General features: G+C 34.5%; 21 protein-coding genes. 14 read left to right on the plus strand and 7 right to left on the minus strand.

Features of this window, described 5'->3' with window-relative positions:
• Nucleotide 1 precedes the first annotated feature (1 nt).
• Nucleotides 2-931: an exopolyphosphatase gene (locus CRV04_RS02350; RefSeq protein ID WP_128995010.1), complete on the plus strand. Its 930-nt coding sequence runs from the start codon at nt 2-4 to the stop codon at nt 929-931.
• 1 nt (nt 932) lies between these two features.
• Entirely contained in the window at nt 933-1148 is a 216-nt protein-coding gene (locus tag CRV04_RS02355) for a tautomerase family protein (RefSeq protein WP_128995011.1), read from the plus strand.
• A gap of 1 nt (nt 1149) precedes the next feature.
• Here the strand turns inward: CRV04_RS02355 and CRV04_RS02360 are convergent, their stop codons facing one another.
• Both CRV04_RS02360 and CRV04_RS02365 read right to left on the minus strand, forming a co-directional pair.
• A complete protein-coding gene (locus CRV04_RS02360; RefSeq protein ID WP_128995012.1) occupies nt 1150-1533 on the minus strand; it encodes an HIT family protein in 384 nt (127 codons plus the stop codon).
• A gap of 9 nt (nt 1534-1542) precedes the next feature.
• Entirely contained in the window at nt 1543-3903 is a 2361-nt protein-coding gene (locus tag CRV04_RS02365; RefSeq protein WP_128995013.1) for an HD domain-containing phosphohydrolase, read from the minus strand.
• Between the two features lie 351 nt (nt 3904-4254).
• Between CRV04_RS02365 and rpmJ the strand changes: the two genes are divergently transcribed.
• From rpmJ to thrS, 10 genes are all read left to right on the plus strand, one after another.
• Nucleotides 4255-4368, plus strand: a complete 114-nt coding sequence (gene rpmJ / locus CRV04_RS02370; protein WP_128995014.1) for a 50S ribosomal protein L36 — start codon at nt 4255-4257, stop codon at nt 4366-4368.
• A gap of 6 nt (nt 4369-4374) precedes the next feature.
• Nucleotides 4375-4743, plus strand: a complete 369-nt coding sequence (gene rpsM / locus CRV04_RS02375; RefSeq protein WP_128995015.1) for a 30S ribosomal protein S13 — start codon at nt 4375-4377, stop codon at nt 4741-4743.
• A gap of 9 nt (nt 4744-4752) precedes the next feature.
• Nucleotides 4753-5145, plus strand: coding sequence for a 30S ribosomal protein S11 (gene rpsK, locus CRV04_RS02380; RefSeq protein WP_128995016.1), 393 nt, complete (start codon nt 4753-4755; stop codon nt 5143-5145).
• 10 nt (nt 5146-5155) lie between these two features.
• The gene (rpsD, locus tag CRV04_RS02385; RefSeq protein WP_128995017.1) at nt 5156-5782 is read left to right on the plus strand and encodes a 30S ribosomal protein S4; all 627 of its coding nucleotides are present in this window, start codon (nt 5156-5158) and stop codon (nt 5780-5782) included.
• Nucleotides 5783-5800: 18 nt separating this feature from the next.
• Nucleotides 5801-6799: a DNA-directed RNA polymerase subunit alpha gene (locus CRV04_RS02390; protein WP_128995018.1), complete on the plus strand. Its 999-nt coding sequence runs from the start codon at nt 5801-5803 to the stop codon at nt 6797-6799.
• Between the two features lie 12 nt (nt 6800-6811).
• Nucleotides 6812-7162: a 50S ribosomal protein L17 gene (gene rplQ, locus CRV04_RS02395; protein WP_128995019.1), complete on the plus strand. Its 351-nt coding sequence runs from the start codon at nt 6812-6814 to the stop codon at nt 7160-7162.
• Nucleotides 7163-7355: 193 nt separating this feature from the next.
• The gene (gene gatA / locus CRV04_RS02400) at nt 7356-8720 is read left to right on the plus strand and encodes an Asp-tRNA(Asn)/Glu-tRNA(Gln) amidotransferase subunit GatA (protein ID WP_128995020.1); all 1365 of its coding nucleotides are present in this window, start codon (nt 7356-7358) and stop codon (nt 8718-8720) included.
• A gap of 10 nt (nt 8721-8730) precedes the next feature.
• On the plus strand, nt 8731-10176 hold the full coding sequence (gene guaB / locus CRV04_RS02405; protein ID WP_128995021.1) for an IMP dehydrogenase: 1446 nt from the start codon (nt 8731-8733) through the stop codon (nt 10174-10176).
• 344 nt (nt 10177-10520) lie between these two features.
• Nucleotides 10521-12122 carry a P-loop ATPase, Sll1717 family gene (locus CRV04_RS02410; protein ID WP_128995022.1) on the plus strand — a complete coding sequence of 534 codons (1602 nt, stop codon included), beginning with the start codon at nt 10521-10523 and terminating at the stop codon, nt 12120-12122.
• Between the two features lie 496 nt (nt 12123-12618).
• Nucleotides 12619-13830, plus strand: coding sequence for a threonine--tRNA ligase (gene thrS, locus CRV04_RS02415; protein ID WP_128995023.1), 1212 nt, complete (start codon nt 12619-12621; stop codon nt 13828-13830).
• Between the two features lie 64 nt (nt 13831-13894).
• Here the strand turns inward: thrS and CRV04_RS02420 are convergent, their stop codons facing one another.
• The 4 genes from CRV04_RS02420 to CRV04_RS12845 form a co-directional block, all read right to left on the minus strand.
• The gene (locus CRV04_RS02420; protein ID WP_228126444.1) at nt 13895-14974 is read right to left on the minus strand and encodes a sensor histidine kinase; all 1080 of its coding nucleotides are present in this window, start codon (nt 14972-14974) and stop codon (nt 13895-13897) included.
• 32 nt (nt 14975-15006) lie between these two features.
• Nucleotides 15007-15696, minus strand: coding sequence for a response regulator transcription factor (locus CRV04_RS02425; RefSeq protein ID WP_128995025.1), 690 nt, complete (start codon nt 15694-15696; stop codon nt 15007-15009).
• 120 nt (nt 15697-15816) lie between these two features.
• Nucleotides 15817-16188 carry a hypothetical protein gene (locus tag CRV04_RS02430; RefSeq protein WP_228126445.1) on the minus strand — a complete coding sequence of 124 codons (372 nt, stop codon included), beginning with the start codon at nt 16186-16188 and terminating at the stop codon, nt 15817-15819.
• A gap of 13 nt (nt 16189-16201) precedes the next feature.
• Nucleotides 16202-16378, minus strand: coding sequence for a hypothetical protein (locus CRV04_RS12845; RefSeq protein ID WP_164969100.1), 177 nt, complete (start codon nt 16376-16378; stop codon nt 16202-16204).
• A 243-nt stretch (nt 16379-16621) separates the two neighbouring features.
• Between CRV04_RS12845 and CRV04_RS02435 the strand changes: the two genes are divergently transcribed.
• Nucleotides 16622-17074 (plus strand): cupin domain-containing protein, encoded by a 453-nt coding sequence (locus CRV04_RS02435; protein WP_128995026.1) that lies wholly within the window; start codon nt 16622-16624, stop codon nt 17072-17074.
• A 29-nt stretch (nt 17075-17103) separates the two neighbouring features.
• Here CRV04_RS02435 and CRV04_RS02440 read toward each other — a convergent pair whose 3' ends face one another.
• Complete coding sequence (locus tag CRV04_RS02440) at nt 17104-17856, minus strand: TIGR01458 family HAD-type hydrolase (protein ID WP_128995027.1); 753 nt, start codon at nt 17854-17856, stop codon at nt 17104-17106.
• A gap of 186 nt (nt 17857-18042) precedes the next feature.
• Here CRV04_RS02440 and CRV04_RS02445 point away from each other — a divergent pair, with 186 nt between their 5' ends.
• A complete protein-coding gene (locus tag CRV04_RS02445) occupies nt 18043-18249 on the plus strand; it encodes a hypothetical protein (RefSeq protein ID WP_128995028.1) in 207 nt (68 codons plus the stop codon).
• Nucleotides 18250-18252 lie beyond the last annotated feature (3 nt).

An 18252-nucleotide genomic window follows, 5' to 3' on the forward strand; every position in this document is an offset into this window, starting at 1 on the left:
CATGGCTGAGAAAAAGTTTAGACTTGTTACACGAAGCGATATGGATGGTTTAGTGTGTGGAACACTGCTTAAGTATTTGAACATTGTCAATGAGATTATTTTCGTACATCCCAAAGATATGCAAGATGGCAAAATTGAGATTACAGGCGATGACATCACAACCAACTTGCCCTATGTAAAAGGGGTACATATTGCCTTTGACCACCATTTCAGTGAAACATTAAGAAATGAAAAAGTAGACAATCACATCATTGACCCCGACGCACCAAGTGCAGCACAAGTGGTGTATGACTATTATGGGGGAAAAGAGAAATTTCCTGCCAATTTTGACGCCATGATGGCTGCAGCCAATAAAGCCGATGCAGCACGATTCTCAAAAGAGGATATTTTAAATCCACAAGGCTGGGACCTGCTTAGCTTCTTGATGGATTCTCGAACAGGTCTTGGAAGATTCCGAGAGTTCAGAGTCTCTAACTACCAACTTATGATGGACTTGATTGACTACTGTGCTGACCATAGCATCGAAGATATCTTACAACTGCCCGATGTAAAAGAACGCGTGGATTTGTATTTTAAATACAAAGAGGAGTTTGAAGAACAACTCAAACGTTGCTCAACGATGTATGAAAATCTTATTATCATCGATTACCGAAATGAAGAGATCATCTATCCTGGAAACCGTTTCTTAATCTATGCCATGTACCCTCAAACCAATATCTCTATTCATGCGGTGTGGGGAAAAGATAAACAAAATGTGGTTTACAGTACAGGAAAGTCCATCATCAATAAAACGTCAAAAACCAATGTTGGAGAGCTGATGCTTTCTTATGGTGGCGGGGGACACCATGCTGCGGGCGGTTGTCAAATTGAACACGATAAAGCCGATGCGGTCTTGCAAGAGTTAATCAAAAAAATCAATCAGGACGGATAAAATGCCTATTATTAATATAACCATGACACACGAAGATGGTGGTGCAACCAAAGAGCAAAAAGAGCAATTGGCATACAAAATGACATCTGTGTTTGATGAAGTCTTTGGACGTGGTGGTAAAAGTGCCGTGGTGGTAATCAACGAAGTTTCAACAGACAATTACGCCATTGGCGGTAAAACCATCACGGATATCCGAAAAGAGCAAAAAACGAGTTAAACTAACTCGTTGGTGCTTCCAATTTTGTTAAAAGCTGTTCAAAAAAAGGCTTGAATGCTTTGAGTTTGAGCTTTGACTCTCTTTGTTTCTCTCCCCAAACACTCTCTGGGAAATAAGCATCCTCTTTAAATCGAGCCATGATATGAAAATGTACATGCGGCACATAGTTCCCAAATGAAGCAATGTTAATCTTCTCTGGTTCAAAGTATTCCAACATCTCTTTTTCAATGATATCCAGTGTTTGGAATATCTCTAAACGTGTTCTCATATCACATTGGCTGAACTCTTTATAAGGTTCTTGCGTGAAGATTTTCAGCCATGGCAGTTCGTTATTTTCTATTTTAATTTTAATAAACTCATTTTCATACAGTAATTGTTCTTTCATGCGTACTCCTTATAGTTGTTCAAAGTCAACCGTGACTTCATCCATTTGACTCTCTTTGAGATTCATTTTTGCATACTCCATGTGTAACCCTTTGCTTACGAAGAATTTAATAATATCTTTATCCAACTCTTGATCTTTTGCCATAAATGAAAGGATTCTCAAACTCTGATTGAGCGAGTTAGCATCTTTGTATGGTCGGTCATGTGCGGTCAAAGCTTCAAAGATATCGGCAACCGCTAAGATTCTTGCCTCAAAAGTGATTTCATCACCTTTAAGGTTAAATGGATATCCTCCACCACAAATTTTTTCATGGTGACCACCTGCAATCATTGGCACACGTTTAAGCTTTTTAGGAAATGGCAGTGATTCAAGCATCTTTATAGAGATAAGTGCGTGGTTGTTAATGACATGTCGCTCTTCGTTGGTGAGTGTCCCTTTTCGAATGGAGAGGTTATAGACTTCATTTTCACTTAACAGTGGTCGATCTTCACCATTAATCGTAACAGTGCGTTGTGCAATTTGTTCAATACGTGCCAAATCCTCATCTTTCATAAACTCTCCACCCACGTTTGATTGTTTGATAAAGGCAAACTCTTCATCAAGTGTTTGAAGGGTTTTTTGGTATGATTTTTCATCGATGTTGCCTTTAAGCAGTTCAATGTGCTGTTGGGTTTTAAGCAGTTCAAAACGGGTTTGGATTTCAGAGATTCTGTCATGAATGGTTTGCAGTTTTCGTGCTTTATCAACCACATATTCAGGTGTAGTGATTTTTCCAATATCGTGCATCCACGCCGCAATTTTAATCTCTTTGATTTCATCTTCGTTGAAAAATTTATCTTTATAAACTCCATCATCTTCATTAATTGCATTGACAATCATTTCAGATATTTGTGCCACACGTCCAATATGACCCCCTGTGTAAGGAGATTTCTCATCAATAGCTGCAGCAATAGATTTCATAAAGGAGTTCAATAACCCTTCTAACCCATCAATAAGCTGTCGGTTTGAAATCGAGATGGCTGCTTGTGAGGCCATGGATTGAATAAGCTTTTCATCATCTCGAGTGTAAGTGATGGTTTCACCTTTTGCATCTTTTTTATTAAGCAGTTGTAAAACACCAATAACATCGCCTTCGTGACCAATCATGGGAACAACCAGCATTGACTTAGTACGATACCCTGTGCTTTTATCAAAGTTTTTGGTTCCTTCAAAGTTAAAACCCACTTCATTGTACACATCATGGATATTAATCAGTTTATTCTCCAAAGCACACAGAGCGGCTACCATCTGTTTATTGGGCTTATCATCAATATAAAGTGGCAACGCTGGCCATGTGATTTCGTCTTGTGTTCCACCCATTTTGATGTTCAAGGAATCGGTTTGTACCACAGTAAATTGAAGGTGATTATCCTCTTCATCCATTAAATACAATGTTCCTGCATCCGAATCGGTGAAGTTTTTAGCTGCAATTAAAATTTTTTCCATAAGAACATCAAAGTTCTTTTCACTTGTAAGAGAGTGTCCAATCTCAATGAGTTCTTTAATATCTTTGGGTTTGACGCCACACTCATTGATGATGGGCTCTTGATTGGTTAAATCAATGATGTCCCCATCTTTTAAAATCATGCCATCATTTAAAAGCAGTTCTAAATCATTGATTTCATTGGTGATGGTGTCATAAAAAGAGGGTTTGAGATGATTCACATAAATGCGTACATCTTCTCTTTTTAATAAACTCAATTGTTCTTTTAAAAGTGCAGGAGTGAGGTGTTTGCTTGCAAGGGCAAGTTGTTTAAATGAAGATGGAAATGAAACATCAAAAATGGCAGATTTGATGATATTGTTACTATTAATCTCTTCGATCAAGGGGTCACACAAGTACGTATCCGAACTAAAAAGTGTCGCGACACCATTTTTTGTAATCACATAACCACAACTTGATTCGGTGTGGTTATTCTCTATGGCTTTTAGTGAGCAGTTCTCAAAAGTAATCGTTTCACCCAATTCAATGGGTTTAAAAACAATGGCATTGTGTTGTTTGTTAATAAGTTCAATTTTGGTAAAATCAGGCCATATATCATTGTTTAAAATGTATTGATGCAGATCATCAAGGGTTTTTTGTCGACCATAAATATAAAGAGGTGTTTGTCGATGAGTAAAAAAAGTATCTATAAAAAATGGTATATCAATAAGATGGTCTAAATGGGAGTGCGAAAGAAATATGTGATTGATATATTTAGCATCATCGCCAAGGCCTGCAAGAATATTACCTGCATCAATTAAGATGTGTTTGTCTATCTGTAGACAGGTGGAATTAAAATTGACCCCTTTGCTTCCAAAGGCCCCCAATATTTTAATGGTATTGCTCATTTTAGCTGCTCCTTGCATACATAGTTCTATTCTAGCAAAAAAAATATTAATTTATTAAACGCATTATTCAAGATTCTTTAAGCAAAAATTTATTATAATCCAACTCCATTTTTCAACCATTGAAGAATTTTTTATTAAATACTTGTGTGTTTTATAAAGAGTTGGTAAGGAGCAAAAAAGTGAGGGTACTTGAAGCAGATGCTCAGGTAGTACGCTTGTTTTGTTCTGACCTTTGGTTTGCTTACAGCTTACATTAAATGTCGGTGCGAAGCATAAAAAAGTGATACACTTCACTTTTTTTAGGGCTTCTTGCCTGTTGGAAAATGACAATAAACACAAAGGAAAGCAACAATGAAAGTTAGAGCTTCGGTTAAAAAGATGTGTGACAAGTGTAAAATTGTCAAAAGAAGAGGAATCGTAAGAGTGATCTGCGAAACTAAAAAACACAAACAAAGACAAGGATAAAAAGACATGGCAAGAATCGCAGGTGTTGATTTACCAAACAAAAAAAGAATGGAGTACGCATTAACGTACATTTACGGAATTGGTTTACACAATTCAAGATTAATCTTAGATGCTGTTGGAATTGATTACAACAAAAGAGCTCACGAGTTAACAGAAGATGAAGCAGCGAACATTCGTAAAGAGATCCAAGAAAACTACATGGTAGAAGGGGATTTAAGAAAGAAAGTTGCTATGGATATTAAAGCTTTAATGGATTTAGGTTCATACAGAGGTTTAAGACACAGAAAAGGTTTACCTTGTAGAGGGCAAAAGACTAAAACTAATGCTCGAACTAGAAAAGGTAAAAAGAAAACTGTTGGTGCAGCAGCGAAGTAAGGATAACTGATGGCAAAAAGAAAAGTAACTAGAAAAAAAGTAGTAAAAAAGAATATTGCTGACGGTATCGTACACATTGCAGCAACGTTTAACAACACAATGGTAACTGTTACTGATGCAGCTGGTAATGCGATCGCATGGTCAAGTGCTGGTAACTTAGGGTTCAAAGGGAGCAAAAAATCTACTCCATTCGCAGCACAACAAGCTGTTGAAGATGCTATGAATAAAGCAATGGAACATGGTATTAAAAACGTAGGTATCAAAGTTCAAGGGCCAGGTTCTGGACGAGACACTGCAGTTAAATCAATTGGTGCAATTGATGGTATCACTGTTAAATGGTTCAAGGACGTTACACCATTACCACATAATGGTTGTAGACCTCCTAAGAGAAGAAGAGTGTAAGGAGTAGGTAATGGCAAGATATAGAGGACCAGTAGAAAAAATCGAAAGAAGATTGGATGCAGACCTTGGATTAAAAGGTGAGAGAAGACTTAACGGAAAATCTGCATTAGAAAAAAGACCTTTCCCTCCAGGACAACACGGACAAAGAAGAACGAAAATCTCTGAGTACGGTTTACAATTAAGAGAGAAACAAAAAGCAAAATACCTTTACGGTGTTTCTGAAAAACAATTCAGAAAATACTTTAAAGAAGCAGCACGAAGAGAAGGTAACACAGGGGCAAACCTTATTACTTTAATCGAGCAAAGATTAGACAACGTTGTTTATAGAATGGGATTTGCTACAACTCGAGCAAATGCACGACAATTTACAACTCACGGACACGTTTTAGTAGATGGTAAAAAAGTTGATATTCCTTCTTTCATCGTTAAACCAGGTCAAAAAGTTGAAATCAAAGAAAAATCTAAATCTAATCCACAAGTTGCAAGAGCACTTGAATTAACTAACCAAACGGGTATGGTTGAATGGGTTGATGTAGATAAAGATAAAGTATTTGGTATCTTTACAAGAATTCCAACAAGAGAAGAAGTTGTTATTCCAGTTGAAGAAAGATTAATCGTAGAGTTATATTCTAAATAATAAAGCATAAGGCAGCATATGAAGAAATTCGCAGATACACCGTTTTTACCAACAGAAGTTGAAATCGAGGCCATTAGTGACACGCAAGCAAAAGTAACAGCTTATCCATTTGAAAGTGGGTTTGCTATTACTTTAGCGCACCCTTTAAGAAGACTTCTTCTTTCAAGTTCAGTTGGTTACGCACCAATTGCGGTGAAAATTGAGGGTGCAAGTCATGAATTTGACTCGTTACGAGGTATGCTTGAAGATATTGCTATTTTTATTATTAATCTTAAGAACATTAAATTTAAAATTACTAGTGATGAAGAGCAAGTCGTTGCTGAATACTCTTTTGACGGACCAAAAGAGATTAAAGGTGCAGATTTAGCTAACGCTGATGTTGAGATTGTTAGCCCAGATGTACACTTAGCAACTATCAACAGTGACTGTAATCTTACATTCTCAGTGATCATTCAAAAAGGTATTGGTTATATGCCTTCAGAAGATATCAGAGAGATTGTAAGCAACGATTACATTCCAATTGATGCATTCTTTACACCAGTTAAAAAAGTGGTTTACAACATTGAAAAAATGTTGGTTGAAGACAACCCTAACTATGAAAAAGCGGTATTTGATATTCAAACAAATGGACAAATTTCTCCAATCGATGCATTCAAAGAGTCTGTATCAGTTATGTATTCTCAAATGTCGGTTTTCAATAAAGTATTTGATCTATCAGAAGTAACGGTAAGTGAGAGTGGTGAAGAGCCAACTGAGTTAAAAGATTTGGTTGTTAAGATTGAAGACTTAAACTTAAGTGCTCGAAGCTTCAACTCTTTAGACAGATCAGGGTTAAAATTCTTAGGTGAGTTAGTACTTATGAGTGAAGTGGAAGTTAAGAACATCAAAAATCTTGGTAAAAAATCATTCGATGAAATTGCTGAGAAACTTGAGTCACTTGGTTTCCCAATCGAAGAGACACTTCCAGAAAATATCGCATCAGCTTTACGAAGAAAGCTTGAGCAGTTAAAAGCATAATAAAGGTTTAATATGAGACATAAGCACGGATATAGAAAGTTAAACAGAACTTCTTCTCATAGAAAAGCATTGTTAAAAAACTTAGCAATCGCTATCATTGAGAGAGAAAAAATTGAAACAACAGTTCCAAAAGCAAAAGAGTTAAAAAGATACATTGAGAGATTAGTGACTACTGCTAGAAATGCAGATTTCAACACTCACAGAGCAGTGTTTGCATTACTACAAGATAAAGAAGCAACTAAAAAATTGATCAATGAAATTGCACCAAAGTATGTTGACAGAAACGGTGGATACACATCAATTATCAAAACTCGAATCAGACGAGGGGATGCTACACCAATGGCATTCATTTCATTCGTATAATTTTTTTACGAATTTGAAAAAAGGTCAAAGCGGTGCTTTGGCCTTTTTTTGTACCCAAAAAATGCCGACTACTCTGAAAAAGGCCAGAGTTTTTTAGGCTGATTTTTAATGAATTTTATAGTATAATATTGCCTTGTTTAATAAGTCATATCACCTACTAAATATGACTCAGAGTGAAAGATAGGAGCATTCATTGATCACATTAAAAGAAGCACTTGCTCTAAGCAGCAGTGAAATTGAGAGTTTAAGAGACGAACTAAAAGAAAAAATCAAAAACAATAAAGAGCTGGGTGCGTATATTGAGCAGTTAACGAACCAAGACTTAAATGAGTCAGGTAGCGGTATTCCTATTGCTATTAAAGATAATATCAATGTAAAAAACTGGGAAATCACTTGCGCCAGTAATATTTTAAAAGGGTACATCTCTCCTTATAACGCAACGGTAATCAATAAACTACACGAAGCAGGGTTAGCACCATTAGGTAAAACCAACATGGACGAACTTGCAATGGGAAGTTCCACGGAGACTTCTTGTTATGGTAAGACGTTAAATCCAATCAACACTTTAAAAGTTCCAGGTGGAAGTTCTGGTGGAAGTGCCGCAGCTGTAGCAGCTGGACTTGCAGTGGCTGCACTGGGTACGGATACGGGTGGAAGTATTCGACAACCAGCAGCATACTGTGGTTGCGTGGGAATGAAACCAACCTATGGTCGAGTTTCTCGATACGGGATTGCCGCATACTCTTCGTCACTTGATCAAGTGGGACCTATCACACAAAATGTAGAAGATGCCGCAATTTTATACGACATCATAGCAGGGCATGATCCAATGGACTCAACCTCTTCAAACCAAACATCACCGGCAGTTGCACCTAATTTAAACCCAAATAGAAAGTTGACCATTGCAGTGATTGATAACTTCATTGAACAAGCCAGTGATGATATCAAAGAGGGACACCAAAAAGCTGTTGAAGCGTTAGAAGCAGCTGGGCATACCATTATTCACAAAAACATGGTAGATACCTCTAAGATTTTATCTTCATACTATATCGTTGCAACGGCTGAAGCTTCAGCCAACTTCTCACGACTTGATGGTGTTCGATACGGAAACCGAAAAGGTGAGGGTGGTTTAAAAGAGATGTATGTTAAAACCAAATCAGAAGGATTTGGACAAGAGGTACAAAAAAGAATTATGTTGGGGTCATTTGTTCTTAGTTCAGGATACTATGACGCTTATTATATCAAAGCACAAAAAGTGCGACACTTAATCAAAGATGAGTATGAAGCCATTTTTAAAGAAGCCGATTTAATCCTCTCTCCAGTAGCTCCTACAACTGCTCCTGAGTTTGGAAGCTTCAAAACCTCATTGGAGATGTACTTAAGTGATATTTATACCATTTCCGTGAACCTTGCTGGGTTGCCTGCATTGTCATTGCCAGTGGCAAAAAACAGTGAAGGAATGCCAGTAGGACTTCAATTAATAGGGCGTGCATTTGACGAACAAACCGTGTTTGATGGTGCATTAAGTTTAGAACAACAAGTCAATTATACAAAATAAGGGATAGACCATGAGAATTAGAAAAAGAGCTTTAACATTTGAAGATGTTTTATTAGTACCAGCAAAGTCTGAAGTTTTACCAAAAGAGGTGAGTTTAGAGACAAAACTGACAAAAGAGATTACCCTTAATACTCCTTTTGTAAGTGCGGCTATGGATACGGTAACTGAATACAGAGCGGCGATTGCAATGGCGCGTTTAGGTGGAATTGGAATTATCCACAAAAACATGGACATTGAATCACAAGTGATGCAAGTGAAAAAAGTGAAAAAGAGTGAGAGTGGGATGATCATTGACCCATTTACGATCACACCAGAACAAACCCTTCAAGATGCTGAAGATATTATGGCAGAGTATAAAATCTCTGGGGTTCCAGTTGTGGATGAAAACAATAAATTGATGGGTATTTTAACCAACAGAGACATGCGATTTACAAAAGACTTTACTGCAAAAGTAAAAGATAAAATGACCAAAATGCCTTTAGTGACGGCTAAAGAGGGTACTACTTTAGAAGACGCGGCTGAAGTAATGCACCAAAACAAAATCGAGAAACTGCCTATTGTAAATGAAAATAACAAACTCATTGGTCTTATTACAATCAAAGACATCAATAAAAAACGAGACTATCCAAACTCTATTAAAGATACATTTGGACGATTACGAGTGGGTGCTGCTATTGGGGTTGGACAACTTGACCGAGCAACTGCATTGGTTGAAGCTGGAGTTGACGTACTGGTACTTGACTCAGCGCACGGACACTCAAAAGGGATTTTAGACACGGTTGCTTTGATTAAAAAAGAGCTCAATGTTCAAGTCATTGCTGGTAACGTGGCAACAGCTGAAGCAACAGCAGATTTAATCAAAGCAGGAGCAGATGCGGTTAAAGTAGGTATTGGACCAGGATCTATTTGTACTACAAGAATCGTTGCAGGGGTTGGGGTTCCTCAAATTTCTGCGATTGATGAGTGTGCGGCTGAAGCAGCTAAACACGGTGTTCCTGTGATTGCAGATGGGGGTATTAAATACTCTGGGGATGTTGCAAAAGCGTTAGCCGTTGGTGCAAGCTGTGTTATGATGGGAAGTGCATTAGCTGGTACTGAAGAGAGTCCTGGTGAAGTGATTTTGTTCCAAGGAAGAAAGTTCAAATCATATCGAGGTATGGGTTCAATTGGTGCAATGAGCAAAGGAAGTACAGACAGATATTTCCAAGAAGGAACAGCCGCAGATAAACTCGTACCTGAAGGAATTGAAGGACGAGTGGCTTACCGAGGTGAGATTGCAGATATCATTCACCAATTTGCGGGTGGTTTAAGAAGTTCTATGGGGTATTTAGGAAGTAAAGATATTCCTACGTTCCAAGAGAGAGCGGAGTTTGTGGAGATTACATCAGCAGGATTAAAAGAATCTCATGTTCATGATGTAACGATAACTAATGAAGCGCCAAATTATCACATTTAAGAAGCTTTAGCTTTTTAAATATTCTACGTTCACCTTCCTTTTTAGAGACAGTCACTTACTTCAGTAAGCTTCTGCCTCTAAAAACTTGTCTGCCTTGACTCTTTAAATTCTAAAGCTTCTTGTGTTTTAATTTTTTGACTTACCTAAATTTAGAATTTCAAACATCTCTTTTAAATACTATAGAGATATGAACTATACTCGAAAATTGAAATATTTATTTGTAATATTATTTATACTGACACCCTAATTATAGGCTTTATAGAAAATGTTATGTTATCGAGATATTTAAGTAATAAATATATATAATGTATGTTTAATAAATAGTTATATCAATAAGGGAAAAAATGCTACCAATTAAAAATCTAGATTTTGGTTTTTCAGATGCAGAAAACTATAAAAGACGGGAGAACAAGGAACGTTTCAACAAAATCTTTATAAAAAATGAATTTCTTGAAACTTTAGTTTCTCCTTCAATATCTTTTTTGATTGGGGAAAAAGGTACTGGCAAAACCGCATATGCTGTTTACTTGTCTAATAACAATTACAAAAACTCACTTGGATCTATCCGATATATTAGAGAAACAGAATACCAAAAATTTATTACATTAAAAAAAGAAAAAAAACTTGGACTTTCTGATTATGCTTCCATCTGGAAAGTGATTATCTATCTATTGATTTCAAATAGAATTTATGAGAAAGAAGGAACAGTAGAGTTTTTCAAACGCTTTGGAAAATTTAAAGCTTTAAAAGATGCTATTGATGAGTATTATTATAAAGCTTTTTCACCTGAAATAATACAAGCTTTACAATTCGTGCAAGAGTCAAAAATTGCAGCTGAGTTATTAGCAAAATATGCAAAAGCTTCTGGTGAAGAAAAAGAAACATTTACTTTTTCGGAAAGCAGATTTCAGACGAATCTATTCTATATTCAAAAGAAGTTTGAATCTGCATTGTCTCAAATAAGACTTGAACACAATCACATCCTATTTATAGATGGCATCGATATCAGACCATCTTCCATCCCGTATGACGACTACTTAGAATGTATCAAAGGACTTGCTAATGCAGTCTGGGAAATAAACAACGATTTTTTTCCTACAATTAAAGGAGGCAAAGGTAGATTAAGAACTGTTTTATTAATTAGACCAGATATTTTTATTTCACTTGGACTTCAAAATCAGAATACAAAAATCCGTGATAATTCTGTTTTTCTTGATTGGAGAACAAATTACCCAAATCATCGAAACTCAAAAATTTTTGAAGTTTCTAACCATCTTCTAGCAGAACAAAGTAATCAAGAGCTAAAACCCGACAATGTTGATTTGTTATGGGATTATTACTTTAATTGGAATGCTCCGAATGTAAAGGATGAATATTCAATACCAACATCATTTATTGCCTTCCTAAGGTGGTCATATTATCGTCCAAGAGATATTGTCACTATGCTATCCATCATGCAAGAAGTAGTTCTCGAAAAAAATGTATCAAAACAAGTTTTTGAATATAAAGACTTTGATAATGTAGAGTTCAAAAGACGATACTCAAGCTATTTATTAGGTGAGCTAAAAGATCATTTGACATTTTATTATTCCGAAGAAGATTATGAAATATTCTTGAAGTTTTTTGAATTTCTAGAAGGTAAAAATACATTTTCTTACGATGTTTATACAGATACTTTTAATAAATTTATGGAATATGGAAACTCGATTAGCATTGATATACCGAGATTTATGTTAACAGCAAATGATTTTTTACAATTTCTCTATGATTTAAATATTATTTCCTATATTGAAACTCCTGAATTCGATATGCCTTATATCAGATGGTGTTTTAGAGAAAGAAGTTATTCGAACATTATGCCTAAGGTCAAGGAGAATGTTGATTATCAAATTTTTTATGGTCTATATAAAGCCTTGAATGTTGGTCAAGAATTCACGAAGCTATAACAAATCAGAGGAGCCAATAAATTACCCTGTGGGCAATTTATTGGCTCATTTTAAACCTTATTTTATGGATATAAAAATTATGGCAAACTTTTAGATTACTCAAATCATGAAATAAAAAAACTTATCAATTGATATTAAAATAGCATTGACATTTTCATATTTTTGTTATAAAATTTCGTCATCTTAATACAAAAGGAATAATTATGAAAATCGTAATTTCAAAAAACTTTAACGCGACCATTATTCCTACGACCACCCTTACATTTTAATAATTAAATAAATTTTTAATTATTCTCGTAAAAAATCAAACTGTTTAAAATATTTATTATTGTTATTATTTCTTTAAAGAGAATCTCTTTATAAATTCTGGCACTCTATATGAGTGACAAGTATGTATATATGAGTATTCTTTAATTACTTACACTAAATTTGTGAAATATAACAACATATAAAGTATTTAAAATCAATATTAATTGCAAATTTAAAAGGTATTATTATGCAAAAAATGAATGATATGGATCATAGGATATTAGGAAAAAAGTTAGAGTTGTTTATGTTTAGTGAGTTAAGTCCAGGAATGGCTTTTTGGTTACCGCAAGGGTCAAAATTGAAAAATAATCTAAAAAATATAATTTATAAATCTCATATACTAAGAGATTATGAATATGTAGAATCACCTGCAATGATGGAAGATAAGATGTGGAAAATATCTGGACACTATGAAAACTACAAAGAAAACATGTTCCCTTCCATTGTTGAAAAAAAAGATTATTTGTTAAAACCAATGAATTGTCCAATGCATATTTTAATGTATCAAAATAGTAAAAAATCTTATAAGGAATTACCTATAAGATATTTTGAGTTTGGGCAAGTTCATAGAAATGAATTAAGTGGAGTTTTGCACGGTTTATTTAGAGTTAGGGAGTTTGTTCAAGATGATTCACATATTATATGTATGCCAGAACAATTGGAAAATGAGATTTTATCAATACTTGATTTTATAAAATCTTTATTGAGTTTCTTTGATTTTGAATATAGAATAGATTTTTCTTCAAGACCTGATAAGTCAATAGGAAGTGATGAAAACTGGGAAAAGGCTGAGAACTCAATAAAAAATGCTTTGTCAAAATTTGGACAAGAATACCAACTAAATGAAGGTGATGGGGCCTTTTATGGACCAAAAATCGATATTAAAATCAAAGATATACATAAAAGAGAGTGGCAACTTGGTAGTATTCAAGTAGATTATAACTTACCCCAAAGATTCAATATGAAATATATTGATAATGAAGGTAAAGAGAAACAACCTATAATTATTCATAGAGCTATATTAGGGAGTATAGAAAGATTTATAGGTATTTTACTGGAACATTATAAAGGTGTTTTACCTGTTTGTATCTCACCAAATCAATTAGCCATTGTGCCTATAGCTTCTAATAGTCAATCCCAAATGCAATATATTGAAAAATTTAAAAAAGAGTTATTATTACATAATATAAATGTAAAAATATACAACTCTGATGATTCTTTAAATAGAAGAATTAAAAACTCTGAAAATGACAAGAACCCTTTAATATGTGTAGTTGGTGATAATGAAGTCAGAGAAAATAGTTTAAATATCAGAGATAAATTAAAAAAAGAGAATTATCAAGTTTCTTTAAATAGTTTTATAGAATATTTAAAAAATGAGATGGATGTGGTAGTATAAAAAGATAACAAGTGACCAACGGATTTGTATATCATTCAGTGTTATAAAAAGAGATCGATTGAAGTCACTTGTTCCTTGCTTCACTCTTTATTAAGATTTTTACAACCACCGTTGTTCCAATGTTTTCTTGGCTTTCATAGTGAATGGTTGCGCCCAAAAGTTCTAAAATTCTTTTTACGATGGAGAGTCCAAGACCACTTCCTTGTTTTTTATGGGATTCATCACCTTGGTAAAACTTATCAAAAATCTTTGCAATTTTTCCACTCTTAATCCCAATACCTTCATCTTTGATTCTAACAATAAGTTCATCTTCTTTTACGTATTCATCGATGTAAATTGTACTATTGACAGAAGAGTATTTCATGGCATTGTCAATGAGATTCATCCAAACATGCATCAAAAGTGATTTATCCGATTCTACAACTACATTACAAAGGTTTAAATCAAATTTTTGATTACGGTCACTCCACTTTTGTGATAGTACAATCACTGCACGTCGTATTTGTTCATCTACTCTAATCATGTCTTTTTTTGAGATAATTTGTTGATTATCTAAGCGCGACATTTGGAGCATATCTTCACAAAGTAATGACAAGCGTCTGGATTCTTGATGTATGAGTTCCAAATACTCTTTTTGCTTTTGTATTTCAAGTGGCGCATCTAATAACAATTCAGCAAAACCTGTGATTGCCGTAACAGGTGTTTTTATTTCATGGGATACATTACTCATAAAGTCTTTACGCATGTAATCCATACCAGAGAGTTCTTCTACCATTTTATTTACATTTGAAGAGAGTTCATCAAGTTCATGGGCATAAAGATGATTTTTCATCTCTCTTTTTTTACGGTAAACTCTTGCAGTAAAATCCCCTTGGGCAATTTTATTCACAGTTAAATTTAATGCTTCAACAGGTTTCAATAAATGTCCTGAACCGATGTATAAGGCAATAGCACCAATAATCATCGTCAAAGCACAAACCAGTAGACTCATAATAATCCCTGAGAAAAAGGTAATTGGTCCGTGATAAAACAACCAAGTACCAGTAATAACTATACCACATGCAATAAGACAAGAAACGAATAAAGTGGCAATAGAAATAAAAGAGATAAAAGAGCGAAGGTGCATTATATATTTCTTTTTCATGGTTTCCTTTTTAAATTTTATTTCATCATTTTTCATTTGTTATTATCTGTGAAATGGTATTTTGCCTTGTACCCAAGCCCTCTTATAGTTACAATCTCAAAATCCTGACATGATTCAAATTTGCGACGAAGTTTTTTGATATGAGAATCAACAGTTCGTTCATCTGCTTCTGATTCTACACCCCAAATTTCATTCATAATTTCATATCGAGTAAAAATTTTATCGGGATAGCTGAGTAAAAGAAAGAGTAGATAAAACTCTTTAGGGGGAAGGTCGTATTCTTTAGAGTCAATATTTATTTTTAATGCCTTGTAATCTAGAAAACTCTTTCCTATAATTAATTTATTTTCATTCGCTATCTTTGCTCTTCGCAGAAGTGCGTTTACTCTAAGAACCATCTCTTTTAGTTGAATAGGTTTAATCATATAATCGTCTGTTCCAAGTCTAAATCCCTTTTCAATATCTTCCATTTGATTTTTTGCCGTAATCATCAGAATAGGGAAGGAAGGTGCTGTCTTTCTAATCTCTTGTATAAGTTCATAACCATTTATTTTTGGCATCATAATATCTGAGATGACTAAGTCAACATATGTCGTATCCAAAATTTCTAAGGCCTCTTCACCATCAAATGCCGAAATAGTCTTGAAGTTTTCTTGTTTTAATTTCGTACATATCATCTTATTTAATGTCTCATCATCTTCAGCAACCAATATAGAAAACATCATTTTACCTTATATCTAAGATATTCCTTTTGGAAAATTATATCACACTTCCTTCTCTTAATACAAACCATATCTTTGAAGGTTTTATGTAGTATAACTCTCCAAGAAAAAGGAATTTATTTACAATGCAACTTTGTGCATGGAACCTTTGTCTGGCATAGTATTATAATTTATAGTTGCACCCACTCCAAAATGAATAAAGAGTTCAGGATAACCATCAACGGGGAGCCAATAAGAGATAATCTCTTTTTCTGCATATTTTGCTTTTTTGAATGTCGCTTCTTGTGAACGTAATGCTTTATTGGCTAAACAACCTTTGTGTGCTTCAGGTGCACCATGAGTAACACAATTCATTCCTTTTTCTAATCCAACTACTTTACACGCTGTATTTGTAGCAATGACTTCTTTGCTTTTATGAACAAGTGTTGCAGGCTCAGGAAAATTTCCCCACATCAGATCAAAAGCCTCAATTATTTTTGAATCAACCATCATTATCTATCCTTTCTTAAGTGTATTGCACAATAAATGTTGCGACACACAAAATAACTGCACTTGCACCCATAATCAAATGGCATTTTCGAAGCCACGGTGCTTTTGAACCAAAAAACATGAAAGCTCCTGTAATTCCTGCTATTGCTATTGCCAAACGAAACAATACATCCAGTATCAAATCCAGTGTCATTTCTTCTCCTTGTATATAATATTTTGCCAATCGAATAATGACAACCTTCATGTAGATATCTATTTGAACGTTCATTCTCTTTTGACAATACGAAGTATACATTTTGAATATGGTCTGAATGTGTCCAACAATAAATAAATGGTTTTTCTCTTGTAATATATATTTTTTATTTCTATTTCAGCTTTAGTGTATTAAACTTCTGTAATATTACTTGACTAAACAGTCAAGAGAAGGAGTTTTAAAATGAAAACAATAACAAAAATAAAAGAAGACAAAAACTACACTGCTGTAGATTTAGGTAAACTTGAAGATTTGATGGAATACTCTTTAATTCATAAAGTCAATAAACAAAAAATAGAAGGTAAGGTGTTTTTAAAAGAGGCAATACACTCAACGGGTACTGAGATATCGTTTAATTCACTGGCTCCTAAAACAGAACAACCATATTTTCACATTCATTATAAAAATGAGGAGACGTATATCATCTTAAAAGGGTATGGTTTCTTTCAAGTCGATGGTGAGTGTTTTGAAATACAAGAAGGCTCCGTAATACGCGTAGCACCTCAAGGTGTAAGAGGTATAAGAAATAATTCGGATGAAACCATGATTTATATGGTTGTGCAATCAAAAGAAAATTCATTGGAGGAGTATACAACTGATGATGGTGAGAGAGTCAAGTTTGATCCTAAATGGTAAAAAAATGTATGTTTCATACGTTAACACATTTACAAAATAAGGTCATGTATTGATTCAAAAGTTTGATTGGGAGTTATTCCTTTTTCTAAGTCTGTCTCACGAAACTTTCCTGTTTTAACAAGTACAGAATAGATACCGGCTTTTTGTGCACCTTCTATATCACTTTCGATATCATCGCCTATCATAACACACTCGTTTGGTTGCGCATTTAAAGATGCGGCTGCTAATTGGTAAAACTCTAATGAGGGTTTACCAATGAGTTGTGCTTTTTGTCCACTGGCATACTCTAAGGCACTGACAAAACATCCTGCATCAAGGCTGAGTTCATTGTCACTGTCTTTAAAATATCGGTTATTGGCAATGGCTACAAGTTGTGCACCTTGTTGTAGTCTTCTAAAAGCATGGTTGAGGTTTTTATAACTGAAATTATCTTGTGCATCACCAACAACGACATAGTTTGTGGGATACTTTTTGAGTGAATCAAAAAAGTGTATGACATTATCTGTCAGTAAAAACTGGGCATTGCTTTGATGTTTTTGTAAAAACATCTTTGTCATATCCAAAGCGGTGATCACTTCATCTTCACAAATATCAAATCCAAACTCTTGAAGTTTTTGAATGACTTGTGCGCCTGTTTTTTGAGTGGTGTTAGTAATAAAACGAATAGGGTAGTGCTTTTTGATTTTAGCAACGGCTTCAACAGCACCATCTATTGGAGCATCTCCTACATACAATACGCCACCAATATCACACAGAACTGCTTTTATATTTTTAGAAAACATGCTCTCTCCTTTTATAGAGAAATATCACTATTTTACCACAAGAAAGATTTTTATATTTTAGTTTCATAAATTAAAATGTTTACATTATTTTTTTCAAAACTTATAAAAGCAGTGAGCCCTCAATGTATTATAAGCTTCTATTAATACGTAAATAACTATTATTTTAAAAAACAAACAGGGCTAAGCATGGCAAAAAGTCAAAACAACAACAGTGTGAAAAGTTCAAAAGTGGACCTTATTAAACTAGGAAGTAATGCAACTCCCAAAGCATTTACAAAAGATACCACAACAGATAAACAAGTCGTCAATGCACGAAAAGCAGCCAGCCAAAACAAAGCCAAAGCGAAGAAAAAAGCCAAAATGGCAAAAGCTTCACGAAAAAAAGCGCGATAAACT

This window comes from Candidatus Marinarcus aquaticus (assembly GCF_004116335.1).
Taxonomy (GTDB): Bacteria; Campylobacterota; Campylobacteria; order Campylobacterales; family Arcobacteraceae; genus Marinarcus; species Marinarcus aquaticus.